This is a genomic window from Hyphomonas sp. (assembly GCF_017792385.1).
GTDB lineage: Bacteria > Pseudomonadota > Alphaproteobacteria > Caulobacterales > Hyphomonadaceae > Hyphomonas.
Map to the genome: position 1 here is coordinate 1,105,674 of NZ_CP051230.1, position 17,096 is coordinate 1,122,769.

Annotated in this window: 17 protein-coding genes; all 17 read right to left on the minus strand. The window is 63.4% G+C overall.

Translation table 11 applies throughout. From position 1 onward, the window contains the following. Positions 1-28 precede the first annotated feature (28 nt). Entirely contained in the window at positions 29-1,507 is a 1,479-nt protein-coding gene (locus HF955_RS05520) for an oligosaccharide flippase family protein (RefSeq protein ID WP_291078572.1), read from the minus strand. A 1-nt stretch (position 1,508) separates the two neighbouring features. Then, entirely contained in the window at positions 1,509-2,507 is a 999-nt protein-coding gene (locus HF955_RS05525; RefSeq protein ID WP_291078574.1) for an HEXXH motif-containing putative peptide modification protein, read from the minus strand. 448 nt (positions 2,508-2,955) lie between these two features. Further along, on the minus strand, positions 2,956-3,897 hold the full coding sequence (gene truB / locus HF955_RS05530) for a tRNA pseudouridine(55) synthase TruB (protein WP_291078576.1): 942 nt from the start codon (positions 3,895-3,897) through the stop codon (positions 2,956-2,958). 129 nt (positions 3,898-4,026) lie between these two features. Next, the gene (locus HF955_RS05535) at positions 4,027-4,701 is read right to left on the minus strand and encodes a DUF6232 family protein (protein ID WP_291078578.1); all 675 of its coding nucleotides are present in this window, start codon (positions 4,699-4,701) and stop codon (positions 4,027-4,029) included. An 88-nt stretch (positions 4,702-4,789) separates the two neighbouring features. After that, positions 4,790-5,194: a 30S ribosome-binding factor RbfA gene (gene rbfA / locus HF955_RS05540; RefSeq protein ID WP_291078579.1), complete on the minus strand. Its 405-nt coding sequence runs from the start codon at positions 5,192-5,194 to the stop codon at positions 4,790-4,792. After that, positions 5,194-5,715: a YcxB family protein gene (locus tag HF955_RS05545; protein WP_291078581.1), complete on the minus strand. Its 522-nt coding sequence runs from the start codon at positions 5,713-5,715 to the stop codon at positions 5,194-5,196. The genes rbfA and HF955_RS05545 overlap by 1 nt, the downstream gene beginning before the upstream one ends. Before the next feature lie 17 nt (positions 5,716-5,732). After that, entirely contained in the window at positions 5,733-8,279 is a 2,547-nt protein-coding gene (gene infB, locus HF955_RS05550) for a translation initiation factor IF-2 (protein ID WP_291078582.1), read from the minus strand. Positions 8,280-8,339: 60 nt separating this feature from the next. Beyond that, complete coding sequence (locus HF955_RS05555; protein ID WP_291078584.1) at positions 8,340-9,014, minus strand: RNA-binding protein; 675 nt, start codon at positions 9,012-9,014, stop codon at positions 8,340-8,342. Continuing rightward, complete coding sequence (nusA, locus tag HF955_RS05560; RefSeq protein ID WP_291078586.1) at positions 8,989-10,755, minus strand: transcription termination factor NusA; 1,767 nt, start codon at positions 10,753-10,755, stop codon at positions 8,989-8,991. Before nusA ends, HF955_RS05555 begins: the two co-directional genes overlap by 26 nt. Beyond that, positions 10,752-11,351 carry a ribosome maturation factor RimP gene (gene rimP / locus HF955_RS05565; RefSeq protein ID WP_291078588.1) on the minus strand — a complete coding sequence of 200 codons (600 nt, stop codon included), beginning with the start codon at positions 11,349-11,351 and terminating at the stop codon, positions 10,752-10,754. Before rimP ends, nusA begins: the two co-directional genes overlap by 4 nt. Positions 11,352-11,538: 187 nt before the next feature. Then, a complete protein-coding gene (locus tag HF955_RS05570) occupies positions 11,539-11,748 on the minus strand; it encodes a cold-shock protein (protein WP_027839282.1) in 210 nt (69 codons plus the stop codon). Positions 11,749-11,934: 186 nt separating this feature from the next. Continuing rightward, positions 11,935-12,657 (minus strand): tRNA (guanosine(46)-N7)-methyltransferase TrmB, encoded by a 723-nt coding sequence (gene trmB, locus HF955_RS05575; protein ID WP_291078590.1) that lies wholly within the window; start codon positions 12,655-12,657, stop codon positions 11,935-11,937. Between the two features lie 9 nt (positions 12,658-12,666). After that, a complete protein-coding gene (locus HF955_RS05580) occupies positions 12,667-13,095 on the minus strand; it encodes a helix-turn-helix transcriptional regulator (RefSeq protein WP_291078592.1) in 429 nt (142 codons plus the stop codon). Positions 13,096-13,131: 36 nt separating this feature from the next. Next, positions 13,132-14,775 carry an apolipoprotein N-acyltransferase gene (gene lnt, locus HF955_RS05585; protein ID WP_291078594.1) on the minus strand — a complete coding sequence of 548 codons (1,644 nt, stop codon included), beginning with the start codon at positions 14,773-14,775 and terminating at the stop codon, positions 13,132-13,134. A 3-nt stretch (positions 14,776-14,778) separates the two neighbouring features. Next, entirely contained in the window at positions 14,779-15,642 is an 864-nt protein-coding gene (locus tag HF955_RS05590) for a transporter associated domain-containing protein (RefSeq protein ID WP_291078595.1), read from the minus strand. 13 nt (positions 15,643-15,655) lie between these two features. Continuing rightward, complete coding sequence (gene ybeY, locus HF955_RS05595) at positions 15,656-16,105, minus strand: rRNA maturation RNase YbeY (protein ID WP_291078597.1); 450 nt, start codon at positions 16,103-16,105, stop codon at positions 15,656-15,658. Positions 16,106-16,116: 11 nt separating this feature from the next. Further along, positions 16,117-17,094, minus strand: a complete 978-nt coding sequence (locus tag HF955_RS05600; RefSeq protein ID WP_291078599.1) for a PhoH family protein — start codon at positions 17,092-17,094, stop codon at positions 16,117-16,119. Positions 17,095-17,096 lie beyond the last annotated feature (2 nt).

Consider the following 17,096-nt stretch of genomic DNA (forward strand, 5'->3'; position numbering starts at 1 on the left):
TCTTCGCCCCCAGCAGCAACAGATTGACCTATACTAGGTCTGCGACCGTTTCATCCTGGTTTCGAAACCAGCTGAAAGCGTCACGAATATCGCGTACCTGCCGCGCGCCAATCAGCCACATCCATGCCGCATAGGCCATGACGCCCACACCGACCATGCAGGCGATCTCCGCCACGACCGGGAAATCCGACGGCAGGACTGCCTGCACCAGCAGGACAGCGCCGACCATGCCCAGCGCGCTGAGCAGGGCGCGCCAGCCAATCGTCAGCTGGCGCAGGGCGGGATACCCGGCCGTCCGCTCCACCAGAAAGGCCGACAGGGGCCAGGTCAGGAAGGTGCGCACGGCAATCATCGCCGCGATGCCGGAGATGCCATAGGGCAACAGCACCGGGGCAAGCGCCACGAGCAGCAGGATGCCGATGCTGAGAATGAGCAGTGGGGCGCGGCTGTTGCCCACCCCGCGAAGGATGGCAATGTTGAACGTGCCGGTCGCATCGCGGATGCCCAGGATGAGCAGGATCTGCAGCGGCAGGATGGCGGCGCGCCATTCCTCGCCGACAAGCAGCGGAATCAGCAGCGGCGCTATGACGGCAAAGCCCAGCGTGGCCGGATAGATTGCCGCCGTGGTGAGGGTGAAGACGCGGTCGAGCAGATCGTGCACGGTCTTCCGGCTCGATTGCAGCCGGGCCACCACATTCATCGCGATCTCGTTGAACGGCCCCATGAGCAGTTCGGTCAGCATGCCCGACACCGATCCGGCCATGGACAGGAGACCAACTGCGCGTTCGCCGCCGACAAGGCTGAGCAGGAAGCGCGGAAGGGCATCATCGGCATAGCCGAGAAAATAGGTCGCAACCGTATCGCGGTTGAAGGCGAACAATTCCCGGAAGGCTTGCGGGCAGAAGGAAAGACCGGGCCGCCATCTGGCGGCATAGACGGTGCCGGTCACGCTGATCAGCGTTGCAGCCGCCATGCTGGCCACAAGCGCCCAGACCCCGAAGCCCAGCACGGCCAGGACAAGCGCCACGACCGTGCCGACAAGGGATTCAACGGATTCGATCCAGACGATCTTCTCATTCTCCAGCCGCCGCTGCAGCAGCGCGCCCGGCACGGATTCCAGGCTTCCGAACACCATGATCAGGCACAGGGCCGGCAGGACGTCCGCCACCGCCGGCGCGCCGGCCAGGGCCGCGACCGGCCCTGCCGTCAGGGCAATGATCCCGGCAAAGACGATGGTGAGGCCGGTATTCAGCCAGAAGGTCGTATCGAGATGCGCCCGGGAAATTTCATCACGCTGCTGAAGGGATTCCACCAGCGGCGCGCCGACAAATATGCCGACAATGCCGAAGACCAGACCGGCCAGCGCCATGATCCCATAGGGTTCCGGCCCCAAGATACGGGCCATGATGGTGAAGCTGACCAGGCCGAAAACAGCCGATACCCACGTGTGGGCAAACATCCAGGCGAGATTGCGGACCGCCCGGCGGATGACATTGCCCGCCGTCATCTCAGGCGGGCTCGAACTGCCGGCCGGTTCCGTTGATGAATTCTGTCATGGCGCGCAGCACGGCAGCGCCGGTGCCGGTCAGCCGGCCTTCCTCGCGGACGATATCCGCAGATTCGCGCTGAACCGATTCGACCTGTTTGAGCATGGCCGACAGCCTGCGGCGCTCCAGCCATCCGAAATCGCCGCTGTCCAGCATTCGGCGGAGGGCCCACATCATGCGTGCCGAGACAAATGCGGCGTGAAAGATACCCTCCAGCGGTCGTTCGGTCTGGCGAATGGGCGACCAGTAGAGTTCGGAGTCGGGATTCTCGACCAGCATCTCGTTCCGGCACGCACCAAACAGGGCGGCATGGCCTTCTTCATGCGCCAGCGTGACAATGAGGTCGGCCACGGACGCCTTGCGTTCGGCGTTCAGGGCAACGGCCCCCCAAAGGCGGAAACAGGTGCCGCCCTCGAATTCCAGGGACCCTTCCACCGGGCCGACCAGCACCAGTTCGCCGAGCAGGGCGTTCATCTCGCCGTGCAGTTCCGGCAGGTTGCGGGCAATCCAGTCCAGCGCCGTGTCCAGACGATCGGCGAAACGGGCCGCCTTCACGGGATCCGGCTCGGTGACGCCTGCCACGCCGGTTTCGGGGGCGCCCATGAATTTCATGATCCTGGCCCCGGCTTCGGCCGAATAGTCCCGCCCGAGCATGTTTACACGGGTCTGAAGGGCTTCCGGCGGGGTCAGGAAGATGCGTTGCAGACCAGCGACCGCCGCATCCGGCTGGTCAGCCTGGATCGCTTCGACCGCGTCATAATAGGCTCCGAATACGGAGGACGGGACGCGCTGGTCGGTCCCGATCGACTGGCGCCAGGCGGCACAGGCCTCTGGCAGGCCGGGCTGACGTTCCGACAGGACGTCCGAGAGATATGCGAGACTTTCGAACAGGCCGTCATGCATGCGCGCATTGGTGCGCCGCGCGGCCATTGTGTCTGGAAGAAACTGGAAGTCGAGCATGTGCAAATGGGTTCCGGAAACTCTGTGCCTGTTGGGAAAGATGTGCACCGCCTCATCCGAGGCGATGCACGTTCGCTAGGCAAGAAAGATTAATTCCACCGGAAGAAGAACTTCCGGCCGCCTTTCTTGCGCCGTCTGCCGCCTCCCTTGCAGCCGACCATCGTGTCGTTTTTCGCGTCACGATCGTTGCTGAAGCCGAGGAGCATTTCTTTCTTAAGGTTCATAAGAGTACTCCCTTAGTTCCCGCCAACAGCGGCGGGACCCATCATCTTGCACATTCCATGCAACTTTACAGATGAATTCCCCCGACCCACGAAATTATCGGGCACGGCTCGCCAATGGGTGCCCCAAAGGGCATAAACCCGTGAAATGGCGGTAAATTCTTCCCCCGTATGGGGGAAATGCGCTGTATGGAGAAACAAATTGCCTGATCACAGGCGGTGTCAGCCTATCTCACAAAGACCCGACTCGGTTCAAACTGTCCCGCCCGGATGTCCCCAAGTGCAACAGCGTCTCCACCGCACACTGCGATGGCCGCCCGGTCGTCAGGATCGCCAGACGCCTCGGCTTTCCATTGCTCGATGATGTAGGGCAACAGGACAATCGAGCGTCCATGCCGGAGGCTGGCCGCCTCTTCGCGCGTGATCTCGATTTCGGGAACATTCTCCAGCATCGCATGCACAGGTTGCAGGAAGGACAGCAGGGTTTCGGTGTCTTCCGTCTCCTCGATTCTGGACAGCGGGATCGCGGCGGGCGCGCCGAACTTGCCGACCCGGGTGCGGCGCAACTGGCTGATATGGCCTTCACAGCCGAGGTCGAACGCAAGGTCGCGCGCCATGGCCCGCACATAGAATCCCTTGCCCGACGTGACGTGAATGACGGTGTGGTCTTCATCCGGCATGCCAATGACACTGGCCTCGAAGACATCCACCTGGCGGGAGGTCAGTTCGAAGCTCTCCCCTTCCCGCGCCAGATCATAGGCGCGTTGTCCATCCACCTTGATGGCCGAGAATTTGGGGGGCACCTGTTCAATCGTGCCGACATAATCGGCCAGCAGCGCCTCGACCTGCTCGCGCGTCGGTCGGGCATCGGAGGTGGCTGTCACCTCCCCTTCTGCGTCCTGGCTTTCGGTGGAGACTCCCCAGCGGATGGTGAAAACGTATTCCTTGCGGGCATCCATCGCCCATTGCACCGTTTTCGTGGCCTCTCCGAACGCAATCGGCAGGATGCCATCGGCCAGCGGATCCAGCGTGCCGCCATGTCCGACTTTCTGGGCATTGTACTTTCGCTTCAGGATCGCCACCGCCTGGGTGGAGGTGATGTCGACAGGCTTGAACAGGTTGAGCCACCCGTTGATCGGGTCACCCTTGCGTTTTCTTTGACGGGCCAAGTTTCAGGTCTCGCGGGTTGCGTCAGCACACGGTTCGAACGCGGCCGACGGTGGAACAGGACAAGGCGCGGCCTTACGCAGCCAGCCCCGGTGCGTCAAGGCGGCGGGATCAGCCGGGCATGCGACAAATCAGGAGGCGTTGCGGACGTCTTCGGGATCCTGGTCAAACAGGACATCCGGCTCGTTCGGCCGGTCGGCGTCCCCGGCGTCTGCCGTCAGGGGCGCGTGATCTGCAGTCTTCGCGGCAAGCGCGGCAGGCCGGCTGGAAGGCGCGGCCGGCGTGCGGAGATTGACGATGTCCAGATCGAGATCGAAATCGCCCTGAATCTCGCGATCCCCGGTATCCATCTTGTGGCGCACAACATCCCGTATCTGCCGCAGCACGTCATGATTGTTGTCGACCAGCGGAATCCGGCGACCATCGGACGCCCCGATCACGAGCCGGTAATAGGGTTGGCGCATCTTCATGCGGCGCGCGATCATCACGGCGCGTATTCCCAGAACCAGCGCGATCAGGCCGAGCAGCGCACCGATACCAAGTGCCACCATGCTGCCATTGCTGCCGGGAAACAGGCCGCCCCAGGCAAGCGCCAGCAGGCCGAAGAACAGATTGATCACGAAAAGGGAAGCATGAACGCTTTTCGCCCGGCGGTTTGCGGGCGTGTCCCATGGCGCGAACTCCATCGACTCCACGGACATGGTTGCGATGCACTGGATGGCGATCGTGTCGTCGCCCAGCTGCAACGAGGCCGAGGAAATCTCTCCCCGACGCGAACCTTCCATGTCGAGCGTCTGGCGATCCATCCGTTCGGCCCCTGTCTACCGTCCGCAAACGGTTGCAGCCGGGACTGACCGAGTCAACTTACAAGCTGTCCAGAGAGGCCGGAAAGGATCAGTCCTTGCCGATATCGCGCTTCACGCGCGGATCGGCCAGCAAACGGTCAATCGCCGTTGCTTCATCATAGGATTTGTCGGCGATGAAATGCAGCTGGGGCGTGAATTTCATGTCGATCTCGCGCCCGAGCCGCCCGCGCAGGAAACCGGCCGCGCGGTTAAGGGCTGCGGCGAGCTTGGCGCGCCCTGCCTCTGAATCGTCGCCCAGCGGCGAGACGAAGACATTGGCATGACGCAAATCCGGCGAGCAGCGCACTTCACCCACGGTGACGATCACGCCGACGAGATCCGGATCCCGCAGATCCTCGCGTGCCAGAATGTCCGACACGGCATGGCGGATCAGCTCTCCGGCGCGCAGCTGGCGCTGGGTCGGCATTCCTGAAGGGGCTGGCTTTCTGGCCATCACACACCTGCTTTCTGTTTCAGGCGGGCGACGAATTGCTTGCGCGCCTGCCTGTCATTGTTGAACCAGCTGTCGGGGATGATGAAGGCGTCCCCGCTGCTGGCCTTGACCGAGATGAAGCCGCGATGCGATTTCACGGCTTCGATGCCGGACCAGTCGATCCGGATTTCCGTTCCGTTGCGCCGCACCCGGACCTGGTCATCGGTCAGGGTCACCTCGGTTTCCGGCTCCGGTGCGTCGGTGTCGCTGCCGGGGACACGGTAGGACCAGCGGATGAAGATCAGATACCAGGAAATGCCGGCCAGCGCCGCCACAAGCGCCGACAGGAACCATTGCCAGTACGGCCCGAGCCCTGCCATCTCCATGGCATTGCGCATCATGACCGACATGCTGGCGGAGATGATCGGCGCGGTGACCCCGGCATAATAGATCGCCGTCGGGCCAACCGTTCCGTGCCGCGACACGCGGACCAGGCGTTTCCGGTCCTTCGCATCCAGCACGCCGGAAATACGGTCAGGCACGCCTTTCTGCCTCCTGCCTATTCAAGCGTCCGGGCAATTTCCTCGACCTGGAAGCACTCGATCTTGTCGCCGACGCGCATGTCGTCATAGCGCTCGAACGCCATGCCGCATTCCATGCCGGCATTGACTTCGTTCACTTCATCCTTGAAGCGCTTCAGCGTTTTCAGCTTGCCTTCGTGGATGACAACATCGTCGCGCAGCAGGCGGACCCCGCATCCGCGAAGAACCTTGCCTTCGCTGATCCGGCACCCGGCAACCTTGCCGACCTTGGTGATGTTGAACACTTCCAGAATTTCGGCGTACCCGATGAAGGTTTCGCGTTTTTCCGGGGCCAGCATGCCCGACAGCGTGGCTTTCACATCGTCGATCAGGTCGTAGATCACCGAATAGTACCGGATCTCGACGCCTTCCTTCTCGGCCAGGTCACGGGCCTGCTTGTTGGCCCGCACATTGAACGCGAAGATCGGTGCCTGGGACGACTGGGCCAGCAACACGTCGCTTTCCGAAATACCGCCAACGGCACCATGAATGACCCGCGCCCGGACTTCGTCATTGGACAGCTTGTCGAGCGATTGCGTGATCGCCTCCACGGAGCCCTGCACATCGCCCTTCACGACGACCGGAAGCTCCGATGTCTCGACAGAGCCTTCCTTCAGCTTGCTGAGCAGCTGGTCGAGCGATGCCCGCGCTGCAGCGCCGGCCTTGCCGGACACCTGACGCTTCTGGCGGACACGATACTCGGTCACTTCGCGTGCCCGCGCTTCGCTGTCGACCACCACGAAAGGATCACCCGGCTCGGGTGCACCATCCAGGCCGAGTACCTCGACCGGCTGGGACGGACCGGCGCCCTTGAGCTGCTGGCCGCGTTCGTCGACCAGCGCCCGGACCTTGCCCCATTGGGACCCGGCCACGACGATGTCGCCGCGTGTCAGCGTTCCGCGCTTGACCAGAACGGTTGCCACAGGGCCGCGGCCCTTGTCCAGCTGGCTCTCGATCACGAGGCCGTCGGCATTGCGGTCCGGATTGGCTTTCAGTTCGAGCAGTTCGGCCTGCAGCGTGATGGCATCTGTCAGCGCATCCAGACCGTCGCCGGTCAGCGCAGACACTTTCACTGCCTGTGTCTCGCCGCCCATGCTTTCCACCTGCACATCATGCTGCAGCAGGTCGGTCAGCACCTTGTCCGGATTGGCCGTCGGCAGGTCGCTCTTGTTCACCGCCACGATGATCGGCACGCCGGCCGCCTTGGCGTGATTGATGGATTCAATGGTCTGCGGCATCACCGAATCGTCGGCAGCCACAACCAGAATGGCGATGTCTGTCGATGTCGCCCCGCGGGCCCGCATGGCCGTGAAGGCGGCGTGGCCCGGCGTGTCGAGGAAGGTGATCCGGTCGCCGGATTTCAGCTTCACCTGATAGGCGCCGATATGCTGCGTGATGCCGCCAGCCTCACCGGACACGACATCGGTCTTGCGCAGCGCGTCGAGCAGCGATGTCTTGCCGTGGTCGACATGGCCCATGATGGTCACGATCGGCGGGCGCGGCTTGAGATCCTTCGGATCATCCTCGGCGCCTTCCAGACCGATCTCGACATCGGATTCGGCAACCCGTTTGACGGTGTGGCCGAATTCCTCGGCGATCAGTTCGGCCGTATCCGCATCAATGATGTCATTGCCGCGCAGCATCTCGCCCTGCTGGATCATGAATTTCACGACGTCACCGACGCGCTCATTCATCCGCTGGGCCAGGTCCTGCAGGGTGATGGTTTCCGGCAGGGTCACCTCGACCGACACTTTCTCGCGCTGGTCATTGCCGCCCGTGCGGCGCTCGCGTTCCCGCTCGCGGGCCCGGCGCAGGGAGGCCAGGGACCGCTGGCGGTCCGCATCATCCCCGAGGGCAGAGGAAATGGTCAGCTTGCCGCGGCGACGCTCGCCGCCGCCCCCACGGGACCCGCGTCCCTGGGAATCGCGGTTTTGCCGGTCGCGATCATCGCGGCCGGACTTGCCGCGCTTGCCGCGCCCTGCCCCGTCATCGACGGGCGGGGCCGCAGCCGGAGCGGCATCGGCCTTGGCCCGGCCTTTCGGCGCGCGTTCGGCGCGTTCCTTCGCGGCGGCCTCTTCGGCCTTGCGGGCTTCTTCCTCGGCCTTGCGGCGGGCTTCGGCCTCTTCGCGCTCCTTGGCTTCCTGGAGCTTCTTTTCCTGTTCGGACCGCAGCCGGTCCTGGGCTTCCTTCTCGCGCTGCTCTTCCTTGGCGCGCGCAGCCTCTTCCTGCTTGCGTTCCAGCAGCGCCTTCTGGCGTGCCTTGAGCTCGTTCACGGTGATGCCAAGCTTCTTGGCGGTCGCGACCAGGCGGGCCTCGAGGGAATCCGAAGACGGCTTGGCGGTCTCCGAGGCTGGCGCAGACGACCCGCCGCTCGGTCCGACGGACCGGCGCTTCTTGGTCTCCACCACCACCTGCTTTGAACGGCCATGACTGAAGCTCTGCTTCACCGTGCCGGAGGATTTCCGGGAAACGGTGAGCGGCTTGCGTCCGCCCGTATTGCCACCAGTGTCTTTCGTATCGCTCATACGTTCTTCATACCACGTTTCTTGCCGATGCGCGCCCATGCGCCTCGGCTTTGTTTTCCGCTACCGATCCTGATCCGGGAACCAGTCCAGTTCGGGCCTTGCGCGAAAACCGGCCAGACGCTGATAAGCCAGCTCTATCGTTTTCGCCATTGGACCCTTGCGGACGAGACCGTGTATCACACGCTCACGTCCAAAAGCCACGCCCAATTCCGTGGAACTGAGCGCACCGGCCATTTTCACGTTGCTATATAATGCTTTGGCGAGGAAATACACCTTTGAACGGCCATCTTCTGCACCATCAGCGGCTTCCAGCAACAGGCCGGGCCGTTTCTTCTGCAACGCGTCACGCACCTGATCGAAGCCGAGCACGACCTGCCCGGCCTTCTTCGCCATGCCCAGCTGGGCCAGGAGGCGCTGCAGCAACAGGCGCTCGACCGTGTCGGCCAGGCCGTCCGGCACCGTCACCTGCTGCTTGAAGCCCCGTGCAAACGCGCCCTTGCGGGCGGCCGAGTCCACTGTTTCACGGTCGGACCGGGCCCAGACACCCCGGCCGGGCAGTTTGCCCGCCACATCCGGCGTCACAACGAGATCGGGCGACAGCGCAAAACGCACCATCGCCGCCTGCGGGAGACGATCCCGCGTCACGACGCATTGACGGACGGGGCCCTCCCCGTCCGCAACGCGTTCTTCAGTACCGGTTACCCGCGCATCAGTCTTTCGGTGCGGCTTCGTCATCGCCGCCCTCCGCTGCCAGGGCGTCGAGATCGAACTCGAGCTCTTCCAGGGCCTCGTCGACCGCCTCGTCAGAGGCGTTGCTGCCAAGCTCGCCAAGTGCCAGCAGGGCACGCTCTTCCTCGGTCAGTTCAGGCGCTTCTTCCTCGGCCTTCTGGGCCAGCATCTGCTCAATGGCATCCGGCTCGATCCAGCCGGCGGCCACACGGGCGCGCATGATGAACATCTGCGCGTCATCCTTGCGCATCTCGCCCTTCTTCAGGATGCCTTCAACCCAGACCGGCTTGCCATCCGGGCCCGGCTCGCGCCAGCCCGTGATGTCGTCCGGCACGAGGCCTGCCACATCGTCCAGCGTCTGCACGCCTTCCTCACCGAGGCGGACGGCGAAGGAGGGTGTCATGCTTTCCAGCTCCATCACCGCATCCTCAACGCCCAGCTCCTTGCGCTTGGCGTCATTCTCTGCGGCCAGGCGATCCAGGAATTCCCGGGCCCGCTCCTGCAGCTCCTCGGCCACGTCCTCGTCGAAGCCTTCAATCGTGATGAAGTCTTCCGGCGCGACATAGGCGATCTCCTCGACCGTCTCGAAGCCTTCCGAAGCCAGCAGCTGGGCCAGCGTTTCATCGGCATCGAGCGCCTTCATGAAGAGTTCGGTCCGTTCCTGGAACTCGCGCTGGTAGCGCTCGGAATCGGCGCTCTCGGTCACGAGATCGATCTGCCAGCCCGTCAGCTGGGACGCCAGACGGACATTCTGGCCACGGCGGCCAATGGCGAGCGGGAACTGATCGTCGGCAACGACGACTTCGACGCGGCGCTCATCCTCGTCCAGCACCACTTTCGACACTTCGGCCGGCTGCAGCGCGTTCACGATGAAGGTGGCATCGTCATAATTCCACGGAATGATGTCGATCTTCTCGCCGGAAAGCTCCCCGACGACCGCCTGTACGCGCGCCCCGCGCATACCGACACAGGCCCCGACCGGATCGATCGAGGAATCGTTGGAGATCACACCGATCTTGGCGCGGCTGCCCGGGTCGCGGGCACAGGCCTTGATCTCGATCACGCCTTCATAGACTTCCGGCACTTCCTGCGCGAACAGGCGCACCATGAAGTCCGGCGCGGCCCGCGACAGGAAGATCTGCGGACCCTTGGTCTCGCGGCTCACCTTGTAGAGATAGGCGCGCACGCGGTCATTGGTCTGGAAGTTCTCGCGCGGGATGCCGTCATTGCGGCGGATGATGCCTTCTGCACGGCCGAGATCCACGATCACATGACCGTACTCGACGCGCTTGACCACGCCGGAGATGATCTCGCCGACACGGTCCTTGTATTCATTGTACTGACGCTCGCGCTCGGCATCACGCACCTTCTGCATGATGACCTGTTTCGCGGTCTGGGCGGCCACACGGCCGAAATCGAAGGGCGGCAGCTCTTCCTTCAGCTCGTCGCCGGCTTCCAGGGTTGCGTCCAGCTTCTTCGCTTCGGTCAGGCGCAGCTGCTTGGATTCGTCCTCGAATTCCTCGTCGGCCACGACTGTCTGGACGCGCCACAGGGTCTGTTCGCCGGTGGTTGCGTCGATTTTCGCACGGATGTCGTGCTCCTGGCCGTATTTGGCTTTTGCGGCCTTTTCGATCGCTTCCTGCATCGCCTCGATGACGATCGACTGGTCGATTGCCTTCTCCTCGGCGACCGCCTTGGCGATCTGCAGGATTTCCAGCCTGTTGGCTGAAACGCCGATGGTGCTCATTTGACGTCTCCCGTCTCTTCGTTTGTCTCGGTGTCTTCGTCGCTCTCGTCGATCTCCAGATCGCCGAGATCATCCTCGTCCGGCTGGGGCGGCAGGGTGCCGGCCGCGCGCGCCGCTTCAATCAGTTCATCGGTCAGGATCAGGCTGGCCTTGCTCATCTCGTGGACATGCGCGACCAGTTCGGTCTCGTCATCCAGTTCGATATGGGCGCCATCGGCATCCTCGCCGGTAATCATGCCGGTAAACCGGCGGCGGCCGTCGATCGGGCGGGCCAGTTCCACTTTTGCGGCATGGCCAACCCACCGGCCGAAATCGCCTTCGCGGGTCAGCGGCCGGTCAATCCCGGGCGTGGACACTTCCAGTGTGTAGGCTTCCTTGATCGGGTCGGCCTCATCCAGCATGGGCGCAATGGCGCGCGACAGGCTGGCGCAATCCTCGACATTGGTCGGGGCGCCCCCTTCCCGCTCCGCCATGATCTGCAGGTGCGGCCTGCGCCCCCCCTGGATGCGCAGGCGCACGATCTCCATGCCCAGCGACTCCGCCACCGGGGTGACGAGGGCGAGAATCTGGCGTTCCTGTTGGGTCAGCGCAATCATGGAATTCGGAAGGGTCCGGTAAAGAAAAGCGGCGGCCCCGTTTCCGGAACCGCCGCCGATATGTTTCGACTTGGCGCCCTGTATACGCCCTGCCGGGGCACGTGTCGAGGCCCGGAATGCGGTGGTACGAAAACGGCGGCTCCGTTGCCGGAACCGCCGTCTCGATTTCCCGAAGGAATCGGGTGGTTTACAGAACCTTCAGGTCCACAGCCGAGGTCTTGCCGCGGCGTTCGTCCTTGTAGAGTTCGTAAGATACTGCCTGGTCTTCAGCCAGCGTGCGCAGGCCGGAGCGTTCAACGGCCGAAATGTGCACAAAAACGTCTGAGCCGCCCTCATCCGGTTTGATGAAGCCAAAGCCCTTCTGGTCATTGAACCATTTCACTTTGCCAGTTGCCATTACTTGTAGTCCTTTACGTTAGATAGAAGCGTCCCGGTCCGGATTTGAGCCAGGTCCACTTATCGAAACGGGAGGGAAGGAAAGTCATGGCCGCCGGTCTGACGGGGTCTTGATATTTCAGACCGACCGAATTCGATGCCCATATTAGCGCATGGGTGCGACATTCCGTCAAGTGAATGTCTTGTGTCAGCTGCGTGTGAAGTCGAACCAGACCGGCGCGCAATCGCCCAGTTTCTTGCTCTCATAGCGCGTGGTCAGATGGTCCGCCGGTGGCAGGCGCCAGTCATCGGCGCGTGTCGCGCTCCAATTGAAACCGCCATGCTGCAGGAACCGACCCAACGCTTCGTCGGCATAGGATTTCACGTCAGTGGCAAACCGGATGCCCGCATCCGGCCTGCAGATGCGGTACAGGCTGTCCAGGAATTCCGGCTGGATCAGGCGGCGCTTCTGCTGTCGCTTCTTCGGCCACGGATCCGGAAACAGGATGAAGACACGTGAAATGCTGGCATCCGCCAGCGATTCCAGAACCGGGCGGGCATCATCCATCACCAGGCGGACATTCTGCAGGGATGCCGCCTCGATACCGGTCAGCGCCTTGGCCATGCCCTCCACGAAAGGCTCGCAGCCGATGAAGCCGACGTCCGGATGCCGGGTGGCCTGTCCCACGAAATGCTCGCCGCCGCCAAAGCCGATTTCCAGCCAGACCGGGCGATCATCCCCGAACAGGCTGGCAGGCTGCAGGGTGCCAGGCTCTGCAGCCGGCACGGCCAGCTGCGGCAGGCGCGTGTCGATCAGCGCCTGCTGCCGGGCAGACAGCGCACGGCCGCCCGTGCGGCCGAACGATCGCAGGGGGCGGGACTTGTAGGGATGGGCGTCTTCGGTCATCGCGGCGTCTGATGCCCCAGCCACCGGAGCGGATCAATCCTCGGCCTGCGCCTTTCCGTCAAAGGCCGAGGCCGCCGCCTGCACGGTCGCCAGCAGGGATTTGCGCAGGGACTGGTCTTCGATCTTCTGGAATGCGGCAATCAGATCGAGCACTTCCGATGTGATGACGGGCGCCTGAACATCCTCTCCATCGCCTTCCGCCACGGCGGTCGCGCCGCCGTCCAGAAAGGATTCCGCCCCGTCGAAAAAATAGGTCACGGGCACCCCCATGACCGTGGACAGTTCGAACAGGCGCCCGGCCGAAATCCGGTTCACGCCCTTTTCGTATTTCTGCACTTGCTGGAAGGTCAGGCCGAGCTGTTCGCCCAGTTTTTCCTGGGTCAGTTTCAACTCCTTGCGCCGCCACCGGATGCGCTGGCCAACAACCCGGTCGATACCGCTTGGTAGCTTGCTGTCGGCCATGTCCCCCCCTTGTTTTGTATATAGCGTGTCTTTTTTCTATCTCCGCCAGGTCAGGAAGGCCAGTCCCGCGAAGAGGAACAGGCTGAGCCAGAAGAGCATCACGCCGATACGCGTCTGGAACAGGGTGACCGGTTCCGGCAGGGGCAGCTTGCCGCGGCCGAACCCGGTATTCCACCCCGGAGGCGCTTCTGCCACCGGCGCGGCGCGGAACACTTCGCGTCCGCGCCCATCCACCATTCCGGAGGCCCCACGGCTGGCCACACGCGCCATGGGCAGGCCGGTTTCGATCGCCCTGTACCGGTTCTGGGCATAATGTTGCGCTGGCCCCATGCCGCCCCCGAACCAGGCGTCATTCGAGATCAGCACCAGCCAGTCTGCACGGGCGCCGACATTGGCGCTGCGCGGGATGGACGGGTACAGCCCCTCATAACAGATCATGGCCACAAAGGGCGGAATATCGTCGGCATAGATCACCGCCGGTCCCGGTCCCGGCCGGAATCCGTCACTTGCCATGCGCTGTATGGCGCCGGGCAGAATGCCGGACATGGCCTCGCCAAACGGAATGATGCGGGTGGCCGGCAGCTCGCCGAACGGCACAAGACGGTGCTTGTCATACAGGGCCATCGGCCCGGACCGGATCGCATTCTCGTCCATCACGGTGAGACTGTTGTAATAGTCGCGGGCGTCCTTGCCGGTGATTTCATATCGCGTGGTGCCGGCAATCAGCTTGCGCGGCCCCAGATAGGCGCCCACGGCGTCCAGGGCGTTGGCATCCTGCAACAGGGTCGTCGGCAGCGCGCCCTCCGGCCACAGGATGATGTCCCCGGCCTCGCCTTCCTGAGTCGACAGCATCCGCAGATATTCGATCAGGATCGGGTCGGGCCCGATATTCCATTTCTCGTCCTGCGGCACGCCGGAATCCATCAGCACGACGGACTGATCCGACAGGAGGGAGGGCTGGGCGATGCGCTGGGCACCCCAGGCCCAACCGAGCGCCAGCAGGATGGCCGCGCCGAAGGCTGGCGCCATGCGCACGGCCAGCTGGCGGGATTCCCGCGTGTCCACCAGGGCGGCCGGCGCCGACATGATGAACACGGTCAGCAGGGTCAGCCAGTACACGCCGCCAATCGAGGCGGTCTGCGACAGCGCGCCACCGGGCACCCAGGTTGTGCCCGGCAGGTTCCAGGGAAAGCCGCCAAACAGGTGTCCGCGCACATATTCGCCGAGGGCGAAGAACAGCGCGAATATGAAGATGCGGGACGGAGACGAGGACCAGAACGCCCCTGCCATGGCCCCGAACACGCCCCAGATGATCGCCATGCCGCCGGGCAGCAGGATCAGGGGCATCCACAGGAAAATCGCATGCTTTTCCGGTTCCACCAGAAACGGCGCGGCGGTCCAGTGCATGCTGATCAGGAAGAAGCCGGCACCGAAGGCCCAGGTTCGCAGGAAGACGGCCTTGCCCCAGTTCTTGTGGCCGCGCGCACCATCCAGCATCCAGATCAGGCCGGTGAAGGAAATCACCAGCACGGCGCTGAAATGGAACGGGGCGAAGGCCACTGCGGAAAACGCACCGAGCAGCAGGCTGGTGAAGACGGCAGGCCAGCCCGACAGGCGGGCAAAGGCTTCGTGCAGGGGTCCAAGCGCCGTGAACCCGTGGCTGCGCACGCCATGACTCATGGATTACTCCTGAATGACAGGGGCGGGTTTTTCCGGAGTGCGCAGCCGCACGCGGCGGATGCGCCGGGCGTCGGCATCCATGATCTCGATCTCGACCCCGGTCGGATGCTCCAGCACTTCCCCGCGCACAGGAACCTTTCCGGCCAGCGCGAAGGCCACGCCGCCAAGCGTGTCGAAATCCGTGTCGTTGTCCTCAAGCGCGAGGTCAATGCCCGTTTCCTCCGCAAAATCGTCGATCTCCGTGCGGGCATCCGCTTCCCAGATTCTCTGGCTGCGGCGCACGAACATGGCCTCTTCATCGTCGTGTTCGTCTTCGATGTCACCGACGATTTCCTCAACCAGGTCTTCCAGGCTGACCAGACCGTCCGTGCCGCCATATTCGTCGACGACCAGCGCCAGGTGAATACGGGTGGACTGCATTTTCACAAGCAAATCCGTCAATTTCATGGAAGGCGGCACATACAGGGCTTCGCGGTGCAGCTTTTCCAGCGGCCGCTTGGCCGGCTCCTCGCCCTTGGCCAGTTCGCTGACCACATCCTTCATGTGAACAAAGCCGATCGGATCATCGAGCGATTCCCGGAACACCGGCAGCCGGGAATGGGTGACTTCCGCGAAATATTTCAACAGGTCCGGAAAATCCGTGCCGACTTCGACGGCCTTGATCTCGGCCCGCGGCACCATGACGTCCTCGACCCGCAAATCCTGGAATTCGGCAAGCCGCAGGCGCATCTCGTTCGGATTGTGAGGGGGTATCTCGCCATTGGGCTCCGCGGGCGCCGGTTCAACGGGCTCGGTTTTCCGGCGAAAACCGAAAAAGCTGCGCAATCGGCCGCGCGGCGGCGCTTCAGAAGGGTCAGGGTCGCTCATGGCCTCAGAGGAATCACTCGGTCAAATATGGATTATCAATGCCCAGCGATGCAAGCGCCTTTATTTCAAGGCCTTCCATCATGTCGGCTTCGGGCCCGGTCTCATGATCATGCCCCAGAAGGTGGAGATAGCCATGGACCAGCAAATGGGTGAGATGGTCGGCGAGGGACTTGCCCTGCGCGGCGGCATCGTCCCGCGCCACACCGATGGCGACGGCGATGTCTCCCAGCAGGGGCCGGTCCATCGGGTCGGCCGGAAAGGACAGCACGTCGGTGGGCTTGTCCTTGTGGCGGAACTGGCGGTTGAGGTCCTGCAGCGCGTCATTGTCGGCCAGCAGCAGCGACACGACGCCCTCTGCGGGCGCGACTTTCGCGGCCGCGTCAAAGGCCGTGCGGCAGAGGGTTTCCAGGTCCGGAATCCCTGACCAGGCCGCCTCCTCGACAATCAGATCCAGATCGATCATGCGCGGCGCAATCACCCTTCGCCATGCGCAGCATACGCATCAATGATGCGGCTGACGAGCCCGTGCCGCACGACATCTGCCGCTGTCAGGCGGTGCACATTCACGCCCTCGACATCTGACAGGATCTCAAGCGCGTGGCGCATGCCGGAAGGCTGGCTGCCCGGCAGGTCCACCTGCCCCGGATCGCCGGTGATCACCATCCGGCTGTCCCGGCCAAGGCGGGTCAGCACCATCTTCATCTGCGGAATGGTCGTGTTCTGGGCCTCATCCACGATGACAAACGCATTCTTCAGTGTGCGTCCGCGCATGAAGGCCAGCGGGGCGACCTCGATCTCGCCGCGCGCCATGCGGCGCTCCATCTGTTCCTGGCCCATCAATTCGCGCAGGGAATCCCAGATCGGCAGCATGTAGGGATCGACCTTCTCTTCCAGCGTACCCGGAAGAAAGCCCAGCTTTTCGCCGGCCTCGACGGCGGGCCGCGTCACGATCAGGCGCTGGCGCGTGCCGGAGAGGAGTTCGGACACGCCTGCCGCCACGGCGAGGAATGTCTTGCCGGTGCCCGCCGGGCCGACCCCGAAAATCATCGCATTGTCGGCATTGGCCAGCAGGTCGATATAGCGGGACTGGCCCCGCGTTTGCGGCGTGATCGGCTTTTTCAGGGACCGGAAGGTGCCAAAGGTCTGCTGGGGCGTCTTCGCCGCTTCCAGTGCGCCGTCGACATCCATGTCGGTGATGTCGGCACCCTTGCGCAGGCGCCGCTCCAGCTCTGCCAGAACCGCCTCGGCAATGGACACGCCTTCCGCCTTGCCGACCAGCAGAATGCCGCCGCCCTGGCTTTCGGCCTTCACGCCATATTCGGCGAGCCGCGTTTCCAGCAATTGGAGATGACGATGATGCGGCCCGCAGAGATCGCGCAGGCTTTCCGCATTGCTCACCTCATAGATACGGCTGACCGGTGCCTCCGGCGAGGCAGATGGACGACGTTTCACGC

Bases quoted from the DNA above. Each gene is read 5' to 3' on its own strand.
- HF955_RS05520 (WP_291078572.1), bottom strand. From the start codon at position 1,507: ATGACGGCGGGCAATGTCATCCGCCGGGCGGTCCGCAATCTCGCCTGG.
- HF955_RS05525 (WP_291078574.1), bottom strand. From the start codon at position 2,507: ATGCTCGACTTCCAGTTTCTTCCAGACACAATGGCCGCGCGGCGCACC.
- HF955_RS05535 (WP_291078578.1), bottom strand. From the start codon at position 4,701: ATGGATCGCCAGACGCTCGACATGGAAGGTTCGCGTCGGGGAGAGATT.
- rbfA (WP_291078579.1), bottom strand. From the start codon at position 5,194: ATGGCCAGAAAGCCAGCCCCTTCAGGAATGCCGACCCAGCGCCAGCTG.
- infB (WP_291078582.1), bottom strand. From the start codon at position 8,279: ATGAGCGATACGAAAGACACTGGTGGCAATACGGGCGGACGCAAGCCG.
- HF955_RS05555 (WP_291078584.1), bottom strand. From the start codon at position 9,014: ATGACGAAGCCGCACCGAAAGACTGATGCGCGGGTAACCGGTACTGAA.
- nusA (WP_291078586.1), bottom strand. From the start codon at position 10,755: ATGAGCACCATCGGCGTTTCAGCCAACAGGCTGGAAATCCTGCAGATC.
- rimP (WP_291078588.1), bottom strand. From the start codon at position 11,351: ATGATTGCGCTGACCCAACAGGAACGCCAGATTCTCGCCCTCGTCACC.
- HF955_RS05570 (WP_027839282.1), bottom strand. From the start codon at position 11,748: ATGGCAACTGGCAAAGTGAAATGGTTCAATGACCAGAAGGGCTTTGGC.
- HF955_RS05580 (WP_291078592.1), bottom strand. From the start codon at position 13,095: ATGGCCGACAGCAAGCTACCAAGCGGTATCGACCGGGTTGTTGGCCAG.
- lnt (WP_291078594.1), bottom strand. From the start codon at position 14,775: ATGAGTCATGGCGTGCGCAGCCACGGGTTCACGGCGCTTGGACCCCTG.
- HF955_RS05590 (WP_291078595.1), bottom strand. From the start codon at position 15,642: ATGAGCGACCCTGACCCTTCTGAAGCGCCGCCGCGCGGCCGATTGCGC.
- ybeY (WP_291078597.1), bottom strand. From the start codon at position 16,105: ATGATCGATCTGGATCTGATTGTCGAGGAGGCGGCCTGGTCAGGGATT.